General features: G+C 69.1%; 18 protein-coding genes, 1 tRNA gene and 1 riboswitch. Of the genes, 6 read left to right on the forward strand and 13 right to left on the reverse strand.

The annotated features are described in order from the left end of the window. Positions 1-93: 93 nt before the first annotated feature. The gene (locus ACGFYN_RS14400; RefSeq protein WP_393866124.1) at positions 94-1,605 is read right to left on the reverse strand and encodes an MFS transporter; all 1,512 of its coding nucleotides are present in this window, start codon (positions 1,603-1,605) and stop codon (positions 94-96) included. Positions 1,606-1,659: 54 nt separating this feature from the next. Further along, positions 1,660-3,060 (reverse strand): DUF445 domain-containing protein, encoded by a 1,401-nt coding sequence (locus ACGFYN_RS14405; protein ID WP_393866125.1) that lies wholly within the window; start codon positions 3,058-3,060, stop codon positions 1,660-1,662. A 187-nt stretch (positions 3,061-3,247) separates the two neighbouring features. On the opposite strand from ACGFYN_RS14405, the gene ACGFYN_RS14410 reads away from it, so the two are divergent. Beyond that, positions 3,248-4,582: an SGNH/GDSL hydrolase family protein gene (locus ACGFYN_RS14410; RefSeq protein ID WP_393866126.1), complete on the forward strand. Its 1,335-nt coding sequence runs from the start codon at positions 3,248-3,250 to the stop codon at positions 4,580-4,582. Positions 4,583-4,598: 16 nt separating this feature from the next. On the opposite strand, the gene ACGFYN_RS14415 is transcribed toward ACGFYN_RS14410, so the two are convergent. From ACGFYN_RS14415 to ACGFYN_RS14430, 4 genes are read right to left on the reverse strand one after another with little or no spacing between them, the layout of a single operon-like run. Next, complete coding sequence (locus ACGFYN_RS14415; RefSeq protein WP_393866127.1) at positions 4,599-5,462, reverse strand: DUF1707 domain-containing protein; 864 nt, start codon at positions 5,460-5,462, stop codon at positions 4,599-4,601. Positions 5,463-5,495: 33 nt separating this feature from the next. Next, positions 5,496-6,485, reverse strand: coding sequence for an ATP-binding cassette domain-containing protein (locus ACGFYN_RS14420; RefSeq protein ID WP_393866128.1), 990 nt, complete (start codon positions 6,483-6,485; stop codon positions 5,496-5,498). 2 nt (positions 6,486-6,487) lie between these two features. Continuing rightward, positions 6,488-7,309: an ABC transporter permease gene (locus tag ACGFYN_RS14425; protein WP_393866129.1), complete on the reverse strand. Its 822-nt coding sequence runs from the start codon at positions 7,307-7,309 to the stop codon at positions 6,488-6,490. Further along, the gene (locus ACGFYN_RS14430; RefSeq protein WP_393866267.1) at positions 7,302-8,102 is read right to left on the reverse strand and encodes an ABC transporter permease; all 801 of its coding nucleotides are present in this window, start codon (positions 8,100-8,102) and stop codon (positions 7,302-7,304) included. The genes ACGFYN_RS14425 and ACGFYN_RS14430 overlap by 8 nt, the downstream gene beginning before the upstream one ends. A gap of 204 nt (positions 8,103-8,306) precedes the next feature. Here ACGFYN_RS14430 and ACGFYN_RS14435 point away from each other — a divergent pair, with 204 nt between their 5' ends. After that, positions 8,307-10,718: a transglycosylase domain-containing protein gene (locus tag ACGFYN_RS14435; RefSeq protein ID WP_393866130.1), complete on the forward strand. Its 2,412-nt coding sequence runs from the start codon at positions 8,307-8,309 to the stop codon at positions 10,716-10,718. A gap of 25 nt (positions 10,719-10,743) precedes the next feature. Here ACGFYN_RS14435 and ACGFYN_RS14440 read toward each other — a convergent pair whose 3' ends face one another. From ACGFYN_RS14440 to ACGFYN_RS14450, 3 genes are all read right to left on the reverse strand, one after another. Next, complete coding sequence (locus ACGFYN_RS14440; RefSeq protein ID WP_393866131.1) at positions 10,744-11,064, reverse strand: DMT family transporter; 321 nt, start codon at positions 11,062-11,064, stop codon at positions 10,744-10,746. Positions 11,065-11,098: 34 nt separating this feature from the next. Continuing rightward, a riboswitch (guanidine-III (ykkC-III) riboswitch) is annotated at positions 11,099-11,173 on the reverse strand. 56 nt (positions 11,174-11,229) lie between these two features. Continuing rightward, positions 11,230-11,532, reverse strand: coding sequence for a co-chaperone GroES (locus ACGFYN_RS14445; RefSeq protein ID WP_278191605.1), 303 nt, complete (start codon positions 11,530-11,532; stop codon positions 11,230-11,232). A 77-nt stretch (positions 11,533-11,609) separates the two neighbouring features. Beyond that, positions 11,610-11,939: a DUF3618 domain-containing protein gene (locus ACGFYN_RS14450; RefSeq protein ID WP_393866132.1), complete on the reverse strand. Its 330-nt coding sequence runs from the start codon at positions 11,937-11,939 to the stop codon at positions 11,610-11,612. A gap of 104 nt (positions 11,940-12,043) precedes the next feature. On the opposite strand from ACGFYN_RS14450, the gene bcp reads away from it, so the two are divergent. The 3 genes from bcp (at position 12,044) to ACGFYN_RS14465 (ending at position 13,814) form a co-directional block, all read left to right on the forward strand. Further along, a complete protein-coding gene (gene bcp / locus ACGFYN_RS14455; RefSeq protein ID WP_393866133.1) occupies positions 12,044-12,511 on the forward strand; it encodes a thioredoxin-dependent thiol peroxidase in 468 nt (155 codons plus the stop codon). 141 nt (positions 12,512-12,652) lie between these two features. Beyond that, complete coding sequence (locus ACGFYN_RS14460; protein WP_393866134.1) at positions 12,653-13,675, forward strand: HNH endonuclease; 1,023 nt, start codon at positions 12,653-12,655, stop codon at positions 13,673-13,675. 54 nt (positions 13,676-13,729) lie between these two features. Further along, positions 13,730-13,814 (forward strand) — tRNA-Leu (locus ACGFYN_RS14465). A 46-nt stretch (positions 13,815-13,860) separates the two neighbouring features. On the opposite strand, the gene rdgB is transcribed toward ACGFYN_RS14465, so the two are convergent. The 4 genes from rdgB to ACGFYN_RS14485 form a co-directional block, all read right to left on the reverse strand. After that, positions 13,861-14,463 (reverse strand): RdgB/HAM1 family non-canonical purine NTP pyrophosphatase, encoded by a 603-nt coding sequence (gene rdgB / locus ACGFYN_RS14470; protein ID WP_393866135.1) that lies wholly within the window; start codon positions 14,461-14,463, stop codon positions 13,861-13,863. A gap of 64 nt (positions 14,464-14,527) precedes the next feature. Then, positions 14,528-14,926 (reverse strand): hypothetical protein, encoded by a 399-nt coding sequence (locus ACGFYN_RS14475; RefSeq protein ID WP_393866136.1) that lies wholly within the window; start codon positions 14,924-14,926, stop codon positions 14,528-14,530. A 145-nt stretch (positions 14,927-15,071) separates the two neighbouring features. Then, on the reverse strand, positions 15,072-15,809 hold the full coding sequence (gene rph / locus ACGFYN_RS14480; protein ID WP_393866137.1) for a ribonuclease PH: 738 nt from the start codon (positions 15,807-15,809) through the stop codon (positions 15,072-15,074). A 95-nt stretch (positions 15,810-15,904) separates the two neighbouring features. Further along, a complete protein-coding gene (locus ACGFYN_RS14485; protein ID WP_393866138.1) occupies positions 15,905-16,138 on the reverse strand; it encodes a glucose PTS transporter subunit EIIB in 234 nt (77 codons plus the stop codon). 125 nt (positions 16,139-16,263) lie between these two features. On the opposite strand from ACGFYN_RS14485, the gene ACGFYN_RS14490 reads away from it, so the two are divergent. After that, the gene (locus ACGFYN_RS14490; RefSeq protein WP_393866139.1) at positions 16,264-17,553 is read left to right on the forward strand and encodes a PTS transporter subunit EIIC; all 1,290 of its coding nucleotides are present in this window, start codon (positions 16,264-16,266) and stop codon (positions 17,551-17,553) included. Positions 17,554-17,589: the final 36 nt, after the last annotated feature.

A 17,589-nucleotide genomic window follows, 5' to 3' on the forward strand; every position in this document is an offset into this window, starting at 1 on the left:
AGCCGCTGCCGCTACCGCTACCGCTACCGCAAGCGGTGCGCGCCACACACCGACGCGCACCGCAAGCCGCTGCCGCTGCCGCGGTCCGAAGGACTACGCCGTAGCCGGCTTCGACCCCGGCTCCCGGCCGCCGCTCTTTTCCCGCAGGGAACTCGCCGCCGCCGTAAGGGGCCTGGCGATGTCCTCCAAGGAGCGGCGTTCGGCGTTCACGGCGAGGAAGGCCGCCACCAGGCCCGCCGCGACCATCAGGGCCGCGCCGATCTGGAAGGCCAGGACCGTGTCGCCCACCTTGCCCGTGCTGGTGAGGTCGGCGAAGAGCAGGGGGCCGCTGATGCCGCCGGCCGCCGTGCCGAGGGCGTAGAAGAAGGCGATGGACATCGCCCGGGTCTCCATGGGGAAGATCTCGGAGACCGTCAGGTAGGCGCTGGACGCGCCGGCCGAGGCGAAGAACAGCACCGCGCACCAGCAGGCCGTCATCGTCGTGGCGTTCAGCGAGCCCCGGTCGAACAGCCAGGCCGTGCCGAAGAGGAGAAGGCCGGAGAGCAGATACGTGCCCGAGATCATCACCCGGCGGCCCACGGTGTCGAACAGCTTGCCCAGCAGCAGCGGGCCGCAGAAGTTGCCGACCGCGATGACGGCGAAGTAGTAACCGGTGTTGCCGCTCGGGACTTTGAAGAACGTGGTCAGGATCGCGCCGAAGCCGAAGGTGATCGCGTTGTAGAGGAACGCCTGGCCGATGAAGAGGGAGAAGCCGAGGACCGAGCGCTTGCGGTAGTCGGCGAACAGGGTGCGGGCGATCTCCATGAAGCTCACGCCGCGCCGCTGGTGGATGGTGATCTCGCCCTCGGGCCGCGCCAGCCGCTCGCCCTTCTCCGACTCCACCCGTTCCTCGATCGAGGTGACGATCTCCTCGGCCTCGCGGTCCCTGCCGTGGATCAGCAGCCACCGCGGGCTCTCCGGGACGTGCCGCCGCACCAGGAGGATGACCACCGCGAGCACGGCGCCCAGCGCGAACGTCAGCCGCCAGCCCACGTCCTTGGGGAAGATGCCGGTGTTCAGCGCCACGATCGAGAGCAGCGAACCGCCCACCGCACCCAGCCAGAAGCTGCCGTTGATGATCAGGTCGACGCGGCCGCGGTACTTCGCCGGGATCAGCTCGTCGATCGCCGAGTTGATCGCCGCGTACTCACCGCCGATGCCGAAACCGGTCAGGAAGCGGAAGGTGAAGAACCACCAGGGGGAGAAGGAGACCGCGGTGAGCGCGGTGGCGGCCAGATAGACCGCCAGCGTGATCATGAACAGCCTTTTGCGGCCCCACTTGTCGGTCAGCCGGCCCCAGAACAGGGCTCCCACGCAGGCACCCGCCACATACAGGGCGGCCGCGAGGCCGGTGATCTGGCCCGAGCTGATCGGCAGACCGCTGCCGGGCTCCGAGAGCCGGCTGGCGATGTTGCCCACGACCGTGACCTCGAGGCCGTCGAGGATCCATACGGTGCCGAGACCGATGACGATCGTCCAGTGCCACTGCGACCACGGCAGGCGGTCCAGGCGTGCGGGAATGTTCGTGGTGATGGTGCGGCCACTCGCGGCCTCGGCTGTTGTCATGGGCTCCCTCCTCGTACGAGCGGAACCCCGGTCGGGTGCCCGCGAGAGGTGGGATTACGCCCCCAGCGCCCGCGACACCGTGTAGATCAGCAGGCCGGCCAGCGAACCGACCACCGTGCCGTTGATCCTGATGAACTGCAGGTCGCGGCCGATGTGCGCCTCGATCTTCTTCGTCGTGTGCTCGGCGTCCCAGCCCGCGACGGTGTCCGTGATGAGGGAGGTGATCTCCTTGCGGTAGGTGGTGACGACGTACACCGCGGCACCCTCCACCCAGCGGTCCACCTTGCCCTGGAGCTTGGGCTCGACGGCCATCCGCGCCCCCAGTGACAGCAGCGAGGCCCGCACGCGCAGCCGCAGCTCGCTGCGCTCGTCCTCGGCCGCCGAGACGATCATCGAGCGTACGGCGGTCCAGGCGGAGGCGATCAGGTCCTGCACCTCGCCGCGGCCCAGCACCTCGCCCTTCAGGCGCTCCACCCGCGCCCGCGTGTCCGTGTCGGACTGAAGGTCGGAGGCGAAGTCGCCGAGGAAGCGGTCAAGAGCGCCACGGGCCGGGTGGGAGGGCATGTCGCGCATCTCGGTGACGAAACGCAGCAGCTCCTTGTAGACCCGCTCGCCGACCTTCTTGTCGACGAACCGGGGGGTCCAGCCGGGGGCGCCGCCCTGGACGGCGTCCATGATCTCGGCGTCGTGCCAGACCAGCCAGTCGTGCGCCCGTGTGACGATCAGGTCGACGACCCGCCGGTGGCCGCCGTCGGCGACGATCTTCTCCAGCATCTTCCCGATGCCGGGCGCGATCTCCTGGGCGTCCGCGCGCCGGGTGATCGCCTCGCCGACCACCGCCTGGACGTCCGAGTCGCGCAGCACGGTCAGCGCGCCGCGCAGGGCGGCCGACAGCTCGGCCGTCACCCGGTCCGCGTGGTCGGGGTCCGCGAGCCAGGTGCCGAGCCGGCTGCCGATGCCGACGGCGCGCAGACGCTGCCGTACGACGTCCTCCGAGAGGAAGTTCTCGCCGACGAACTCGCCCAGGGAGAGGCCCAGCTGGTCCTTCTTCGTCGGGATGATCGCCGTGTGCGGGATGGGCAGGCCGAGGGGGTGGCGGAAGAGGGCGGTGACCGCGAACCAGTCGGCGAGCGCGCCGACCATGCCCGCCTCGGCGGCCGCCGCGACATAGCCCGCCCAGACGCCGGCGCCGGAGTTCTCCGCCCACTTGGCGAGGATGTACACCAGCGCCACGAACAGCAGCAGCCCGGTCGCGGTGAGCTTCATCTGGCGCACCCCGCGCTGCTTCTCCAGGTCGGCGGCGCTGAAGGTCGTCATCGCGCGCACGGCCGCGGTGGGGACCCCCCGGTGTCCCGCCGCGGCCGGGTGGGCATGCACGTCTACGGCACGCTCACCCGTTTCTTCCCTGTTCGTACGTTCCATCCGCTCCACCCGTTCGTGATCCCCTGCACACATTGTCCCTTCCTGACCGACTCCTGGAACGGAACGAGAGTTCCCGGCGTCTGTCTGGGCGGGGAAGTTCGTCATGAACTCCGGTGGCCCGAAGGGGGGTCCGGTTCAACTACCCCTCATCCCATGACGCATCATGGGGTGATCACATCGGAGCCTCGGGCTCCCATTCGTCCGAGGAGACCCGCACCGCATGACCAGGCGTCACGGTTATGCCCTGCTTTCCGCGATCATCGCCGTGATCGTGGGCCTATCGGCTGCCATATACCTCGGTGTAGCGGCTGACGACGGAAGCAACAGCAGCGCCACCCTCGCCGGGGGCCGCTCCCCGCACAACTCCGCCGCTCCCGCCTCCACCGGCATCTGGGTCGGTTCCTGGTCGGCGTCCCCGGCGGGCGCCGAGCCCGGCACCGAGACCGGCGGCATGGCGGGACGCTCGCTGCGCAACGTCGTGCACGCGAGCGTAGGCGGTACGAGTGCCCGCATCACGCTGTCCAATCTCTACGGCCAGTCGCCGCTGACCGTCACGCACGCCTCGATCGCCGTGGCCGTCACCTCAGGCACCGCCGAGGCGAACGCCGACACCATGCGGCGCCTGAGCTTCGGCGGCAGCACCGCGGTCGTCATCCCGGCCGGCCGGCAGGTGCTGAGCGACGCGGTCCGCATCGTCATCCCGCAGGGCAGCGACGTGCTGGTCACCATCTACTCCCCCAGCTCGTCGGGCCCGGTCACCTACCACCCGCACGCCCGTCAGATGTCCTACGTCGCGGCCGGCGACCGGACCGAGGACGTGACCGGCACCGGGTACACCGAGCAGACCCCGTTCTGGCGCTACCTCACCGCGCTGGACGTGCTGAGCAACGAGTCGGACGGCACCGTCGTCGCCTTCGGCGACTCCCTCACCGACGGCATAACGTCCAGCCTGGGCGCCAACCACCGCTGGACGGACGTCCTTTCGCAGCGGCTGCGCACTGCGGTCGGGTCCGGCGAGGACCTGCCGCGCTACAGCGTCGTCAACCAGGGCATCAGCGGCAACCAGGTCCTCGCCGACGGTCTCGGCCGCCCCGCCGACAACCCCAGCGGCCTGCTCCGCTTCTCCCGCGACGCGCTCTCCCGGACGAACGTCAAGGTCGTCGTCATAGACCTCGGCGTCAACGACATCCTGCGCAACCCGCGGCTCGCCGACCCGGACAAGATCCTCGGCGGTCTGCGCACCCTGGTCCGCGAGGCCCACGCCCGCGGCATCAAGGTCGTCGGCGCGACCCTGATGCCCTTCCAGGGGCACCGGGGCTACACCCCGGCCCGCGAGGCGGTACGCCAGCGGGTCAACGCGGAGATCCGCTCGGGCCGGGTCTACGACGCCGTGGTCGACTTCGACAAGGCGCTGCGCGACCCGTACAACCCGCGCAGGCTCCGCTCCGACTACGACTCCGGCGACCATCTCCACCCCAGCGACAAGGGCTACGCGAAGATGGCGGACGTCTTCGACCTGGACGACCTGAAGGGTTCGGCGCCGGCCGAACTGTGAGGCAGACGGGGGCGGTTCACTGGTCGCCGTAGTGGCGGCGGTGCCGCTCCTCGCGACGCTCCCGGTGCCGCTCGCGCCGGTCCTCGTGCCGCTCCCGGCGCTCCTCGTGCCGGTCGCGCAGCAGATCGCGGTGGCCGTCCAGCATCCTGCGGTGCGCGTCGTGCATGTCCTCGCGGTAGTCCTCCTGGAGCTCCCGCATGGAGGTCCTGCGGTCCAGCTTCCCCTGGCGGCGCTCCTCCTTCAGCCGGCGCCGCTCCTCCCTGGTCAGCTTGCGCTCGATGCCGACGCCGCCCCAGAAGGCGAAGCCGTTGACGATGACGCGCGGCGCCCCGGGCTCCCCGGGCACGCCCGACTCCCGGTGGTCGAACCCTCCCATGATCCCGATGCCGCGGACGACGACCTCGACACCGGGCGGCACGATGATGTTGACCCCGCCCATGATCGCGACGCAGTTGATCTCGACCTCGCGGTCGGCGAAGTTCGCCTCACGCAGGTCGAGCTCGCCACCGCCCATGAGGGTGACGCAGGTGAACTGCTTGGGCACGGTCCAGCGGCCCTTGCGCTCGAACCCGGACATCACCGCGACCGCCCACGTCGAGGACCCCTCGCCGCCGACGATCCGCCCGGCCCAACTGCCGCCCGCCACCGGCTCCTTGGTGAGCGAGACGGCAGGCGGTGGCGTGACCTGACCGACCGGCAGATCGCGGGTGATCGGCGTCAGCTCGCCGTACGTCCGGGCCTTGTAGGTGGCCTCCAGGCGCTCCTCGAACTCCTCCATGTCGAGACGGCCCTCCGCAAGGGCGTCCCGCAGGACCTCGGCGACTTGTTCACGGTCGGCGTCGGATGCCCGGAGTTCGGGGACTGCGGCGTCATCGGTCATGGACAGCAGCCTACGAGTTCACCCGGCCGGAGGCTACGAGACCGCTTTCTCCGTCCGCCCCGGCTCGGCACCGGCGTACATCCTGGCGATCACGTCCTCGATGTCCGGCTCCCGCACCGAGAGGTCCACCAGCGGATACTCCGCCGCGATCCGGGCGACCAGCGCGGCCGCCGACTCCCCGGCCGGGAACGCCAGCCACTGCCGCGGCCCCTGTGCCTTCACCACCCGCGCGGGCGCCGCGTCGATCGGCGGCAGCTCCCGCTCCAGGTCCACCACCAGGATCCGCTCGCTCTCCCCCACCTCGTGCAGACCGGCGAGCGGGCCGTCGTACATCAGCCGCCCGTGGTCGATGACCATCACCCGCGAGCACAGCTGCTCGATGTCCTGCAGATCGTGGGTGGTGAGCAGCACGGTCGTGCCCCGCTCGGTGTTCAACTCCCTCAGGAATCCGCGCACCTTGGCCTTCGAGATCACGTCCAGGCCGATCGTCGGCTCGTCCAGGTACAGCACCTCAGGGTCGTGCAGCAGCGCAGCCGCGATGTCCCCGCGCATCCGTTGGCCGAGCGAGAGCTGCCGTACCGGGACGTCCAACAGGTCGGCCAGTTCCAGGAGTTCGACGCAGCGGTCGAGGTTCTCGCGGTAACGGGCGTCCGGGATGCGGTACATGCGGTGCATCAGCTTGTACGAGTCGATCAGCGGCAGGTCCCACCACAGCGTCGTACGCTGCCCGAACACCACCCCGATACGGTGCGCGAGCCGCAGGCGCTCGCGCGAGGGGTCGATGCCCGCGACCCGCAGCCGGCCGCCGCTCGGCGTGAGGATGCCGGTGAGCATCTTGATCGTCGTCGACTTCCCGGCGCCGTTCGGCCCGATGTAGCCGACCATCTCGCCGCGCGCCACGGTGAAGGAGAGAGAGTCGACGGCCCGCACCTCGCGCCGCTCCCGTTTCATGAACCCGGTCTTGCGGCGCACGTCGAAGACCTTCTCGACGCGGTCGAGTTCGATCAGCGCCTGCTCTGTCACGCTCAACTCCCCGTACTCCGATACGAACCAAGGCCCGCCCGCCACGCCAGACCGGCCAGGGCACAGCACAACAGCGCCACCGGCGGCGGCGCGAAGGCCGCCCACGAGGGCAGCTCCAGCGGGTACGGCCGCCCCAGCACATAGGAGGCCGGCACCCAGTTGACGAAGGCGAGGGGCAACAGATACGTCACCCCGCGCACGAAGTCCCTCCCGAACACCGTCGGCGGGTACTGCAGCAGCGTGGTGCCGCCGTACGTGAAGGCGTTCTGCACCTCGGCCGCGTCCTGCGCGAGGATCTGGAAGGACGCGCCCGCCACGAACACCGCGCAGAAGATCGACGCGCCGCTGACCAGCATCACCGGCACCAGCAGCACCTTCGCCGCACTCCAGTCGACGTCGACCGACGCCAGCGCCCAGCCCAGCACCAGCCCGCCCTGGACGATGCGGCCCAGGCGGCGCAGCGCGAAGCGATCCGCGCCGATCTGCGCGAGCACCGGCGCGGGCCGCACCAGCAGGGTGTCGAAGGAGCCGTCACGGATCCGGGCACCCAGCACGTCCATCGAGCCGAGCACCAGGTCAGCGATGCCGAACGACGTCACCGACAGGCCGTACAGGAAGGCGATCTCGGGCAGCGTCCAGCCGCCGAGCGAGTCGACCTGCGAGAACATCAGCAGGATGCCGACGAAGTCCAGACAGGTCACCAGCAGATTGCCGCACACCGTGACCAGGAAGGACGTGCGGTACGTCATGGAGGACCGCACCCACATCCCGGCGATCAGCCCGTAGGCCCGCAGCCCCTCCTTCAGGCGGTTCCGCTCAACCACCCTGCACCACCACCCGCCGCGTCGCCGCCGACTGCATCAGCCGCCCCGCGGCCAGCAGCACCACCGCCCACACCGCCTGGAAGGCGTACGCCCGCAGCGGATCGGTCTCGCCCATCAGCACGTCGGCCGGCATCTGCAGCTGCGCCGCCCACGGCAGTGCCCGGACGATCTCGCCGAGAGCGCCGGGGAAGGCGTTGAGCGGCAGCACCATGCCCGAGAAGAAGATGCCGGTGATCATCAGGACCTGGCTGACGCCCATGCCGTCGAGCAGCCAGAAGACGCTCAGGGCGGCCAGATAGCGGATGCCGAAGCTGACGAGCATCGCCAGTACGAGGGTCACCAGGAACGCCGCCCAGGTGGTGACGTCGGTCGGCAGCGCCATCGGGAAGAACAGCGCGCCGAACGTGAACGGGATCACACCGCGCCCCAGCATCTGGAACACCGAACGCCCCAAGTCACCGGCCAGCCACCACAGTTGGAGGTCGGCCGGCCGGTACAGGTCTACCGCGATCTCCCCGGTGCGGATGCGCTCCATGAGGTCCTTCTCGAACCCGCCGCCCTGGATGGCGAGCGTCGCGTACAGGCACTGCCCGAGCCACACGTACGTGACCGCCTGCGCCTGGTCGTACCCTCCGAGGTGCGGCTTCTCGTCCCACAGCGCCAGATACGTGTAGACGAGGATGAGTCCGAAGACGGTGTTGGTGAACACCCCTGCCGCCGTGGCCGCCCGATACGTCGCGTACCGTCTGAAACCGCCCGCCGCGACGGCCGCGTACAACCGTCCCGAGCCCACGTCAGTCAACCTCCCGGACCTCTCGACACCGAAGCGCAGGAGCCTAGTCCGCCGGCAGTGACGCACGCCACGCATTTTCGGAGGCGGACGCGTGCCGCGATCCGGGAACGGAACGCATGGTGCGAGAGTCTTCAAGAGGGGGCGCAGAAGGCGTACGAGGGCGTACAGGAACGTACGACGCGAAACAGGAGTTCGGTACACAACATGAGCGACGAGCCGCAGCCGCAACAGCCTGTCCAGGGCTGGGCACCGAGAGAGCCGCAGGCCGCCGAGGCCCCGGGGCCGGGGGCCGGGGACGGCAAGCCGAAGCGTCCGAAGAGGACGGGCTGGCGGCGGCTGATCCCGACCTGGCGCATGGTGCTCGGCACCTTCGTCATCGGCGTCCTGTTGCTGATCGGCCTCTTCTACCTCGGCTACTCCCTGGTCAAGATCCCCCCGGCCAACGCCCTCGCCATGAAGCAGGCCAACGTCTACCTGTACGCGGACGGCTCACAGATCGCCCGCGACGGCGACGTCAACCGGGAGAACGTCTCGCTCGCGCAGGTCTCCAAGGCCGCCCAGCACGCCGTGCTGGCCGCCGAGGACCGCGACTTCTACACCGAGTCCGCGATCGACCCCAAGGCGATGGTGCGCGCCGCCTGGAACACCGCCACCGGCAAGGGCAAGCAGTCCGGCTCGACGATCACCCAGCAGTACGTCAAGAACTACTACCTGGGCCAGGAACAGACCGTCACCCGCAAGATGAAGGAATTCTTCATCTCGATCAAGCTGGACCGGGAGAAGTCCAAGGACACGATCCTCCAGGGCTACCTCAACACCAGCTACTTCGGCCGCAACGCGTACGGCATCCAGGCCGCCGCCCAGGCGTACTACGGCAAGGACGCCACCGACCTCGACGCGGCCCACGCTGCCTACCTGGCCGCACTGGTCAACGCCCCCAGCGAGTACGACGTCGTCGCGCACCCCGAGAACAAGGCCTCGGCGGTGGCCCGCTGGAACTACGTCCTGGACGGCATGGTCAAAAAGGGCTGGCTGACCGAGAGCACGCGGGCCGGCCTGAAGTTCCCGATGCCGAAGCAGCAGACCGCCTCCACCGGCCTGTCCGGGCAGCGCGGCTACATCGTCAACGCCGTCAAGGACTACCTCACCAAGAACAAGATCGTCACCGCCGACGAACTCGACAGCGGCGGCTACCGCATCACCACCACCCTGCAGAAGAGCAAGCAGGACGCCTTCGTGAAGGCGGTCGACGACAAGGTGATGTCCAAGCTCGACAAGAAGAACAACAAGGTCGACAAGTACGTCCGCGCGGGCGGCGCCTCCGTCGACCCCAAGACCGGCAAGCTCGTCGCGATGTACGGCGGCATCGACTACGTCAAGCAGTTCACCAACGGCGCGACCCGCGAGGACTTCCAAGTGGGCTCCACCTTCAAGCCGTTCGTGTTCACCTCGGCCGTCCAGAACCACTCCGAGACCCAGGACGGCGAGACCATCACGCCGAACGCCTACTACGACGGCACCAACAAGCGCCCCGTACAAGGCTGGAGCGGCAGCTACGCACCCGCCAACGAGGACGACCGCTCCTACGGCGACATCACCGTGCGCACCGCCACCGACAAGTCCGTCAACGCGGTGTACGCGCAGATGGCCGTGGACGTCGGCTCCGCGAAGGTGAAGCAGACCGCGATCGACCTCGGCATCCCCTCCGACACCCCGGAGCTCACCCCCACCCCGTCCATCGCGCTCGGTGTCTCCCGCGCCAGCGTGCTCGACATGGCGGAGGCGTACGCGACACTCGCCAACCACGGTGAGCGCGCCAACTACACGATGATCGACTCGATCACCAAGGACGGCAAGGACGTCGTCGACCTGCCCAAGGCGCAGACCAGCCAGGCCGTCAGCCGCGAGGCCGCCGACACCACCACCTCGATGCTGCAGAGCGTCGTCGACAACGGCACCGCGACCGCCGCCCAGGGAGCCGACCGCCCGGCCGCCGGCAAGACCGGCACCGCCGAGGAGGACACCGCCGCCCTGTTCGCCGGCTACACACCCGACCTCGCCACCGTCGTCTCCGTGATGGGCCAGGACCCGGTGACGGCCGCCCACAAGTCGCTGTACGGCGCGATGGGCCTGGACCGCGTCAACGGCGGCGGCCCGCCCGCCGAGATCTGGGCGCAGTACACCCGCGACGCCCTCAAGGGGAAGCCGGCGACGGACTTCGACCTCCAGCTCCAGGCCAGCGCCGAGCAGACCGCGCCGCCCGCCACCACCGAGCCGCAGCAGCCGGGCACGGGCGGCCAGGACAACGGCGGCACGACCGGCAGCCCGACGCCCACCACGGGCGGCACCACCGACGGCGGCACGACCGGCGGCCAGACGCCCACGACCGGCGGCACCACCGACGGCAACACCACCGGCGACACGACGAACGGCGGGACCACGGGCGACGGGGGCACGACCACCGACGGCGGCACCACCGACGGCGGCACCACGGACGGCGGGACGACCGGCGGCACCACCGGGAACACGACGGACGGCGGCGGCACCACGACCGGCACCGACACCGGGGGTACGACTGCGGGCCCGGGAGGCCCGCAGACCACCCGGAAACACTGACGCGTCAGAGCCTGTTCACAGACTCTCAGTGACCCGAGGTCGCCTTCAGACCCACGACGGCGACCAGCAGCAGGCAGACGAAGAAGATGCGGGCGGCGGTGACCGGCTCACCCAGCACCACCATGCCGAGCACCGCCGCACCGGCCGCCCCGATCCCGACCCAGACGCCGTAGGCGGTACCGATGGGAAGGGACTTCGCGGCATACGACAGCAGCACCATGCTGGCGACGATCCCGGCACCGGTGAGCACGCTCGGCAGCAGCCGCGTGAACCCGTCCGTGTACTTCATCCCGATCGACCAGCCGACCTCGAGCAGACCGGCGACGACGAGCAGAACCCAGGCCATGACGGCACCTCCGAAACGCATGACTGACTGTCGGGGTGCGTCGTCTTTGCCTGCGTAACCCGGTACGGCGCGTCTCGTCGGGCTCCCTCAAAACTAGCAAAGGAACGACAAAAAGGGCTGGTGACGGTGGTCACCAGCCCTTTCGGAGAGCTGTTTCCAGGTGGGCTACAGGTACAGGCCCGTCGTGTCCTCGGACCCCTCGAACCGGTCGGCGGCCACGGCGTGCAGGTCACGCTCGCGCATGAGCACGTACGCCACGCCCCGGACCTCCACCTCGGCCCGGTCCTCCGGGTCGAACAGAACCCGGTCGCCGGGCTCCACGGTCCGTACGTTCTGCCCGACGGCGACGACCTCGGCCCAGGCCAGCCGGCGCCCGACCGCCGCGGTGGCGGGAATCAGGATGCCTCCGCCGGACCGGCGCTCACCCTCACCCGTCTCCTGCCGCACGAGAACCCGGTCGTGCAGCATGCGGATGGGCAGCTTGTCGTGCTGCGGGGTGCTGTGCTTTCTGTTGGCGCTCACGCCCTGAACCTACCTGTCCCCGCTCACTTCCGGCGCCGCCGGGTGCCGAGAGCGAGCAGACCCACGAGTCCGACGGCGACGGCCGCGACCGGCACGATCCGCTCCAGCCGGGGGGCGCCCTCCTCGTCGACGAACTGGGCCTTGACGTCGCTCACGACCTTGTTCACCCCGACGTAGGCGCGCCCCAGCGTGTGATCGAGGTTGGAGACGACCTTGGCCTTGGCGTCCCCGACGATCGTCTTCGGGTGCACCCGCACGCCGATCTCGTCGAGGGTCTCGGCCAGCACTGCGCGGCGGCTCTTGATGTCCGCCTCGATCTGCGCCGGGGTTCTGGTGTCCGACGTGTCCGCCACCGTGGGGCCTCCGAAGTCAGCTGTTGCGTGATGCCGCTTGTTCTGGACAGTCTGTCAGTTCCGCCCGCGCCTGCACTGTCAGGACCCCCGGTTACGCTTGCCCGATGAGCGAGCGACTCCAGCCCGGGGACGTGGCCCCCGACTTCACCCTCCCCGACGCCGACGGCACCGACGTGTCCCTGTCGGCCCACAAGGGCCGCAAGGTCATCGTCTACTTCTACCCCGCGGCCCTGACGCCAGGCTGCACCAAGCAGGCCTGCGACTTCACGGACAACCTCGACGTCCTGGCGGGCGCCGGCTACGACGTCATCGGCATCTCGCCGGACAAGCCGGAGAAGCTGGCCAAGTTCCGCGAGAAGGAGTCCCTGAAGGTCACACTCCTGGCCGACCCGGAGAAGACCGTCACCGAGGCCTACCGCGCCTACGGCGAGAAGAAGAACTACGGCAAGACCTACATGGGCGTCATCCGCTCCACGGTGATCGTGGACGAGGAGGGCAAGGTCGAGCGCGCGCTGTACAACGTCCGGGCGACCGGCCACGTGGCGAAGATCATCAAGGATCTGGGGATCTGACGCTCCCCTTCCTTACGAGCCGGCGGCTCGCACCCGGGACGACCCGGCGCGAGCCGCTTTACGTTCCGGGCGTGACTGTCCGATAAGCGGCTCGTTACCTCGTACGAGGTAACGAACTGACAGTCGAGACGGGGAGAGCACATGGGCGTGCGGCGCACATCGGAACGATCAGGCACATACAGCAAGGAACGGCTTGCGCCACTGGTGGCCGAGGCAGGCAACTGGACCGATCTGATGCGACGCCTTGGTCTCAACCCGAGTGGTGGCCAACGGCGGGTGCTGCAGCAACAGGTGGCGCGTCATGGACTTGATACCAACCACTTCGTCCAGCGCAGCCCATGGCGCAAATACCCCGACGCGGATATCGCCGACGCTGCGGCCTCGTCGTCATCGCTGAAGGAAGTGGCCCTGGAGTTGGGTGCCACCCCGGCCACCGGAACCCTCTTCCACATCCGACGCCGAATCGCTGCAGCAGGCATCGACATCAGCCACTTCCCCGGCGTCGCTCGCCCCGAACCGGACCTTCCCTTCACCGTGGAAGAACTGCGGGCAGCAGCAGTCTCGGCCACGAGCGTGCGGGGTACGGCACGGGCTCTGGGTGTGCCCGATGACAGTCGCTCCAGGGCAACGCTGAACCGCATGCTTGCAACCCGGCGCATCGACACGAGCCACTTCTCCCATCGGCGAGCAAGGATCCCCGAGGAAGAATTGCGGCATCTGGTGCGGACCTCGACCAGTTACGCCGACGTCATGCGCGGGCTCGACATGGACGTCAACGACACCAACCACCGGCGTGTACGGCGCGCGGCCTCTCGCCTCAATCTGGACACCAGCCACTTCAAGCGAAGGTCCTGGTGTCGGCCGGAGCGCCCGGCACCCCCACCGACTGCACATCGAGTGCTGGTGGTCGTACCCGATCAAGCCGGGCGGACGAACAGAACCCGACTTCACCAGGCCCTGGCCGAAATCGGAGTGCCATACGCATGTGCGGAGTGCGGCAACACCGGCCAGTGGCGGGGACGCCCCCTCACCTTGCAGATCGACCATGTCGACGGAAACTGGCGGGACAACCGTCGGGAAAACCTGCGATACCTGTGCCCCAACTGCCATGCGCTGACAGAGACGTGGTGTCGCCAGAAGGGCAGAGTCCCACTCGCCGGGTGAACGGACGGCCCCGTAGACTAAGTGCCGCCGGTCGAGCGTGATGACCGTTTTTGAGCGGCCGTGATGGAATTTGGCAGTCATGCTGGGTTTAGGTCCCAGTGGGTTAACACCCGTGTGGGTTCGAGTCCCACCGGCCGCACACAAACAGAGGGGGGTCGCCCAGCCGGGCGCCCCCCTCTCAGGCTTCAGCCCAGCAGCTCCCGCACCACCGGCACCAGCGCCCGAAACGCCTTGCCGCGGTGGCTGATCGCGTTCTTCTCCTCCGGGCTCAGCTGCGCGCACGTGCGCGTCTCGCCGTCCGGCTGGAGGATCGGGTCGTAGCCGAAGCCGTTGGTGCCCTCGGGGGTGTGGCGCAGGACGCCGCGGAGTTGGCCCTCGACCACGCGCTCGGTGCCGTCCGGCAGGGCGAGCGCCGCCGCGCAGGCGAAGTGCGCGCCCCGGTGTTCCTCCGCGATGTCCGAGAGCTGGGCCAGCAGCAGGTCCAGGTTGGCCTTGTCGTCGCCGTGCCGGCCGGCCCAGCGGGCGGAGAAGATGCCGGGCGCGCCGTTCAGGACGTCGACGCAGAGGCCGGAGTCGTCGGAGACGGCGGGCAGGCCCGTCGCCTGCGCCAGGGCGTGCGCCTTCAGCAGCGCGTTCTCCGCGAAGGTGACGCCGGTTTCCTTGACGTCGGGGATGTCGGGGTAGGCCTCCGCCCCCACCAACTCGTGGTTCAGGCCTGCGTCGGCGAGGATCGCCCTCAGTTCGGTGATTTTTCCGGCGTTGCGGGTGGCGAGGATCAAGCGCGTCATGAGAGCCAGTATTCCGGCTCACCGCGCCCGTCTCCCCCGCGCCCTTGCCTCCCGCGCCCGTCTCCTACGAGGTGCACACCTTGGTCAGCTCGCCGGCCGCGTCCGTGACGGGGCTGATGTCGGGGGTGTTGTCGCCGTTCCTGACCGCCGTACGGACGTTGGACACGGCCTTGTCCAGGTCGTCGACCGCCTTGTTGACGTCGGCGTTGTCGGTCTTGTCGCCTATCTTGCCGAGGTTCTTGTCGATGGAGGCGAGGGACTCGTCGAGCCGGCTCGGGTCGTTGGAGGCGTTCTCCACCGCCTGCTGGAGGTCGGTGACGCTGTCGGCGATGGTGTCGGCGGTCTGGACGCAGTCCAGCGCCTTGTCGACGGCGTCGCACCCGGTGGTGAGCCCGGCGGTCAGCCCGACGGCGGCCACTGCTGCGACGGCGATGGTGATACGGCGGCCTCGGCTCACGGCCATGACTGCGGTCCCTCCTGTCTCCAGGCCCCGGTGAGGCCCCCCGTACTGGTCGGGCGCACGGTGGTGTGCCGTGCGCCCGCACTCGTAGGGACGCGAGGGCGGGCGGCGGGGTTGCCCCCGGCCGCCGCTCGTCTTGGTGCGCCCTTTACCTTTCCAGGACGGTACCAAGCGCCTTCTGCTGAAGGACAGCGAGTTCCGTGCAGCCGGAAACCGCGAGATCCAGAAGGGAGTTGAGCTCGTCGCGGGCGAACGGCTCGGCCTCGGCGGTGCCCTGCACCTCGACGAAGCGGCCGTCGCCGGTGCAGACGACGTTCATGTCGGTCTCGGCGCGCACGTCCTCCTCGTAGCAGAGGTCGAGGAGCGGCACCTTGCCGACGATGCCGACCGAGACCGCCGAGACGGTTCCGGTGAGCGGCTGGCGGCCGGCCTTGATCAGCTTCTTGCCCTGGGCCCAGGCGATGGCGTCGGCGAGGGCCACGTAGGCGCCGGTGATGGCGGCCGTGCGGGTGCCGCCGTCCGCCTGGAGCACGTCGCAGTCGAGGACGATCGTGTTCTCGCCGAGGGCCTTGTAGTCGACGACGGCGCGCAGGGAGCGGCCGATGAGGCGGCTGATCTCGTGGGTGCGGCCGCCGATCTTGCCCTTGACGGACTCGCGGTCGCCGCGGGTGTTGGTGGCGCGGGGCAGCATGGCGTACTCGGCGGTGACCCAGCCTTCGCCGCTGCCCTTGCGCCAGCGGGGGACGCCCTCGGTGACGGAGGCCGTACAGAGGACCTTGGTGTCGCCGAAGGAGACGAGGACGGAGCCCTCGGCGTGCTTGCTCCAGCCGCGCTCGATGCTGACCGGGCGGAGTTGTTCGGGGGTGCGACCGTCGATTCGAGACATGCCGACGAGCCTAGTCGCAGAAGTAGAAGCGGAAAGGACCCCTACCGCGGTGGGAGGGGCCCTCGTCCGTGCGCCGGTCCGGGTGGACCGGCGGCTCACATCAGGTCTTCGATCTCCGCGGCGATGGGGTCCGCGTCGGTGCCGATGACGACCTGGATCGCGGTGCCCATCTTGACGACACCGTGTGCGCCCGCGGCCTTCAGCGCGGCCTCGTCCACCTTGGAGGCGTCGATGACCTCGGTCCTCAGACGCGTGATGCAGCCCTCGACCTCTTCGATGTTCTCGATGCCGCCGAGCCCGGCAACGATCTTCTCAGCCTTGCTGGCCATGACGTCTCCTCACGCACAGTTGGCCCAACTTCACGAGCGATGGCGCCGTGCGTAACCAATGATGGCGTCACAGCATCCCAATCGTCGTAACTGGTCTACACCACCTCGCAGGCGGTCGCCAACTCATGAGTGCCGAGACCGAGATCTCCCCCGCCCGTCGCCGGTGGCAATCGGCGTTCCAGGCACTGCAGAAGATGGGCCGCAGCCTCCAGCTGCCGATCGCGGTGCTGCCCGCGGCGGGCATCCTCAACCGGCTCGGCCAGCCGGACGTGTTCGGGGACGAGGGTCTTGGCTGGACGAACCTCTCCAAGGTGATGGCGGGCGCGGGCGGCGCGCTGCTCGACGGCCAGCTCGGTCTGCCGCTGCTGTTCTGCGTGGGTGTGGCCATCGGCATGGCGAAGAAGTCCGACGGCTCTACCGCGCTGGCGGCGGTCGTGGGATACCTCGTCTACTACAACGTGCTGCGGCAGTTCCCCAAGGACTGCCCGGGCGGGGCGAAGGTGCTCTCCGGGGTGGGCTGCCAGGGGGCCGACGGGACGGTCAGCACCTTCACGTACCAGAACCCGGGCGTCTTCGGCGGCATCGTCATCGGCCTGCTGGCCGCGTACTTCTGGGCCCGTTACCACCGTACGAAGCTGGTGGACTGGCTCGGTTTCTTCAACGGCCGGCGGCTGGTGCCGATCATCATGGCGTTCGTGGCGATCGCGTGCGCGGCACTGGCCCTGTGGGTCTGGCCGCCGATCGGTGACGCGCTGGAGAGCTTCAGCGACTGGATGCACGACCTGGGCGCCTGGGGCGCGGGCGTGTTCGGTGTCGCGAACCGGGCGCTGCTGGTCGTGGGGCTGCACCAGTTCCTCAACGTGCCCATCTGGTTCCAGTTCGGCAGCTACACCAAGCCGGACGGCACGGTGGTGCACGGCGACATCAACATGTTCCTGGCGGGCGATCCGAATGCCGGCCAGTTCACCTCGGGCTTCTTCCCGATCATGATGTTCGCCCTGCCGGCGGCCGCGCTCGCCATCACCCACGGCGCCAAGCCGCACCGGCGCAAGGAGATCGGCGGCCTGATGCTGTCGGTGGCCCTGACGTCCTTCGTCACCGGCATCACGGAACCGATCGAGTACTCCTTCCTCTTCATCGCCCCGGGCCTCTACGCGATCCACGCCCTGCTGACCGGCGCCTCGATGGCGGTCACCTGGGGCCTCGGCGTCCACGACGGCTTCAGCTTCTCGGCCGGTCTCATCGACTACGTCATCAACTGGAACCTGGCGACGAAACCGTGGGCGATGATTCCGATCGGGCTGTGTTTCGCGGCCGTGTATTACGCGATCTTCCGTTTCGCGATCACGAAGTTCGATCTGAAGACGCCGGGGCGGGAGCCGGACGACGAGCTTGAGGACGTAACGAAGGCCTGACGAGACAAGGGAATTGGCCCTCGGACCTGCTGGTCC

The organism is Streptomyces sp. NPDC048419 (assembly GCF_043200415.1).
Classification (GTDB): domain Bacteria; phylum Actinomycetota; class Actinomycetes; order Streptomycetales; family Streptomycetaceae; genus Streptomyces.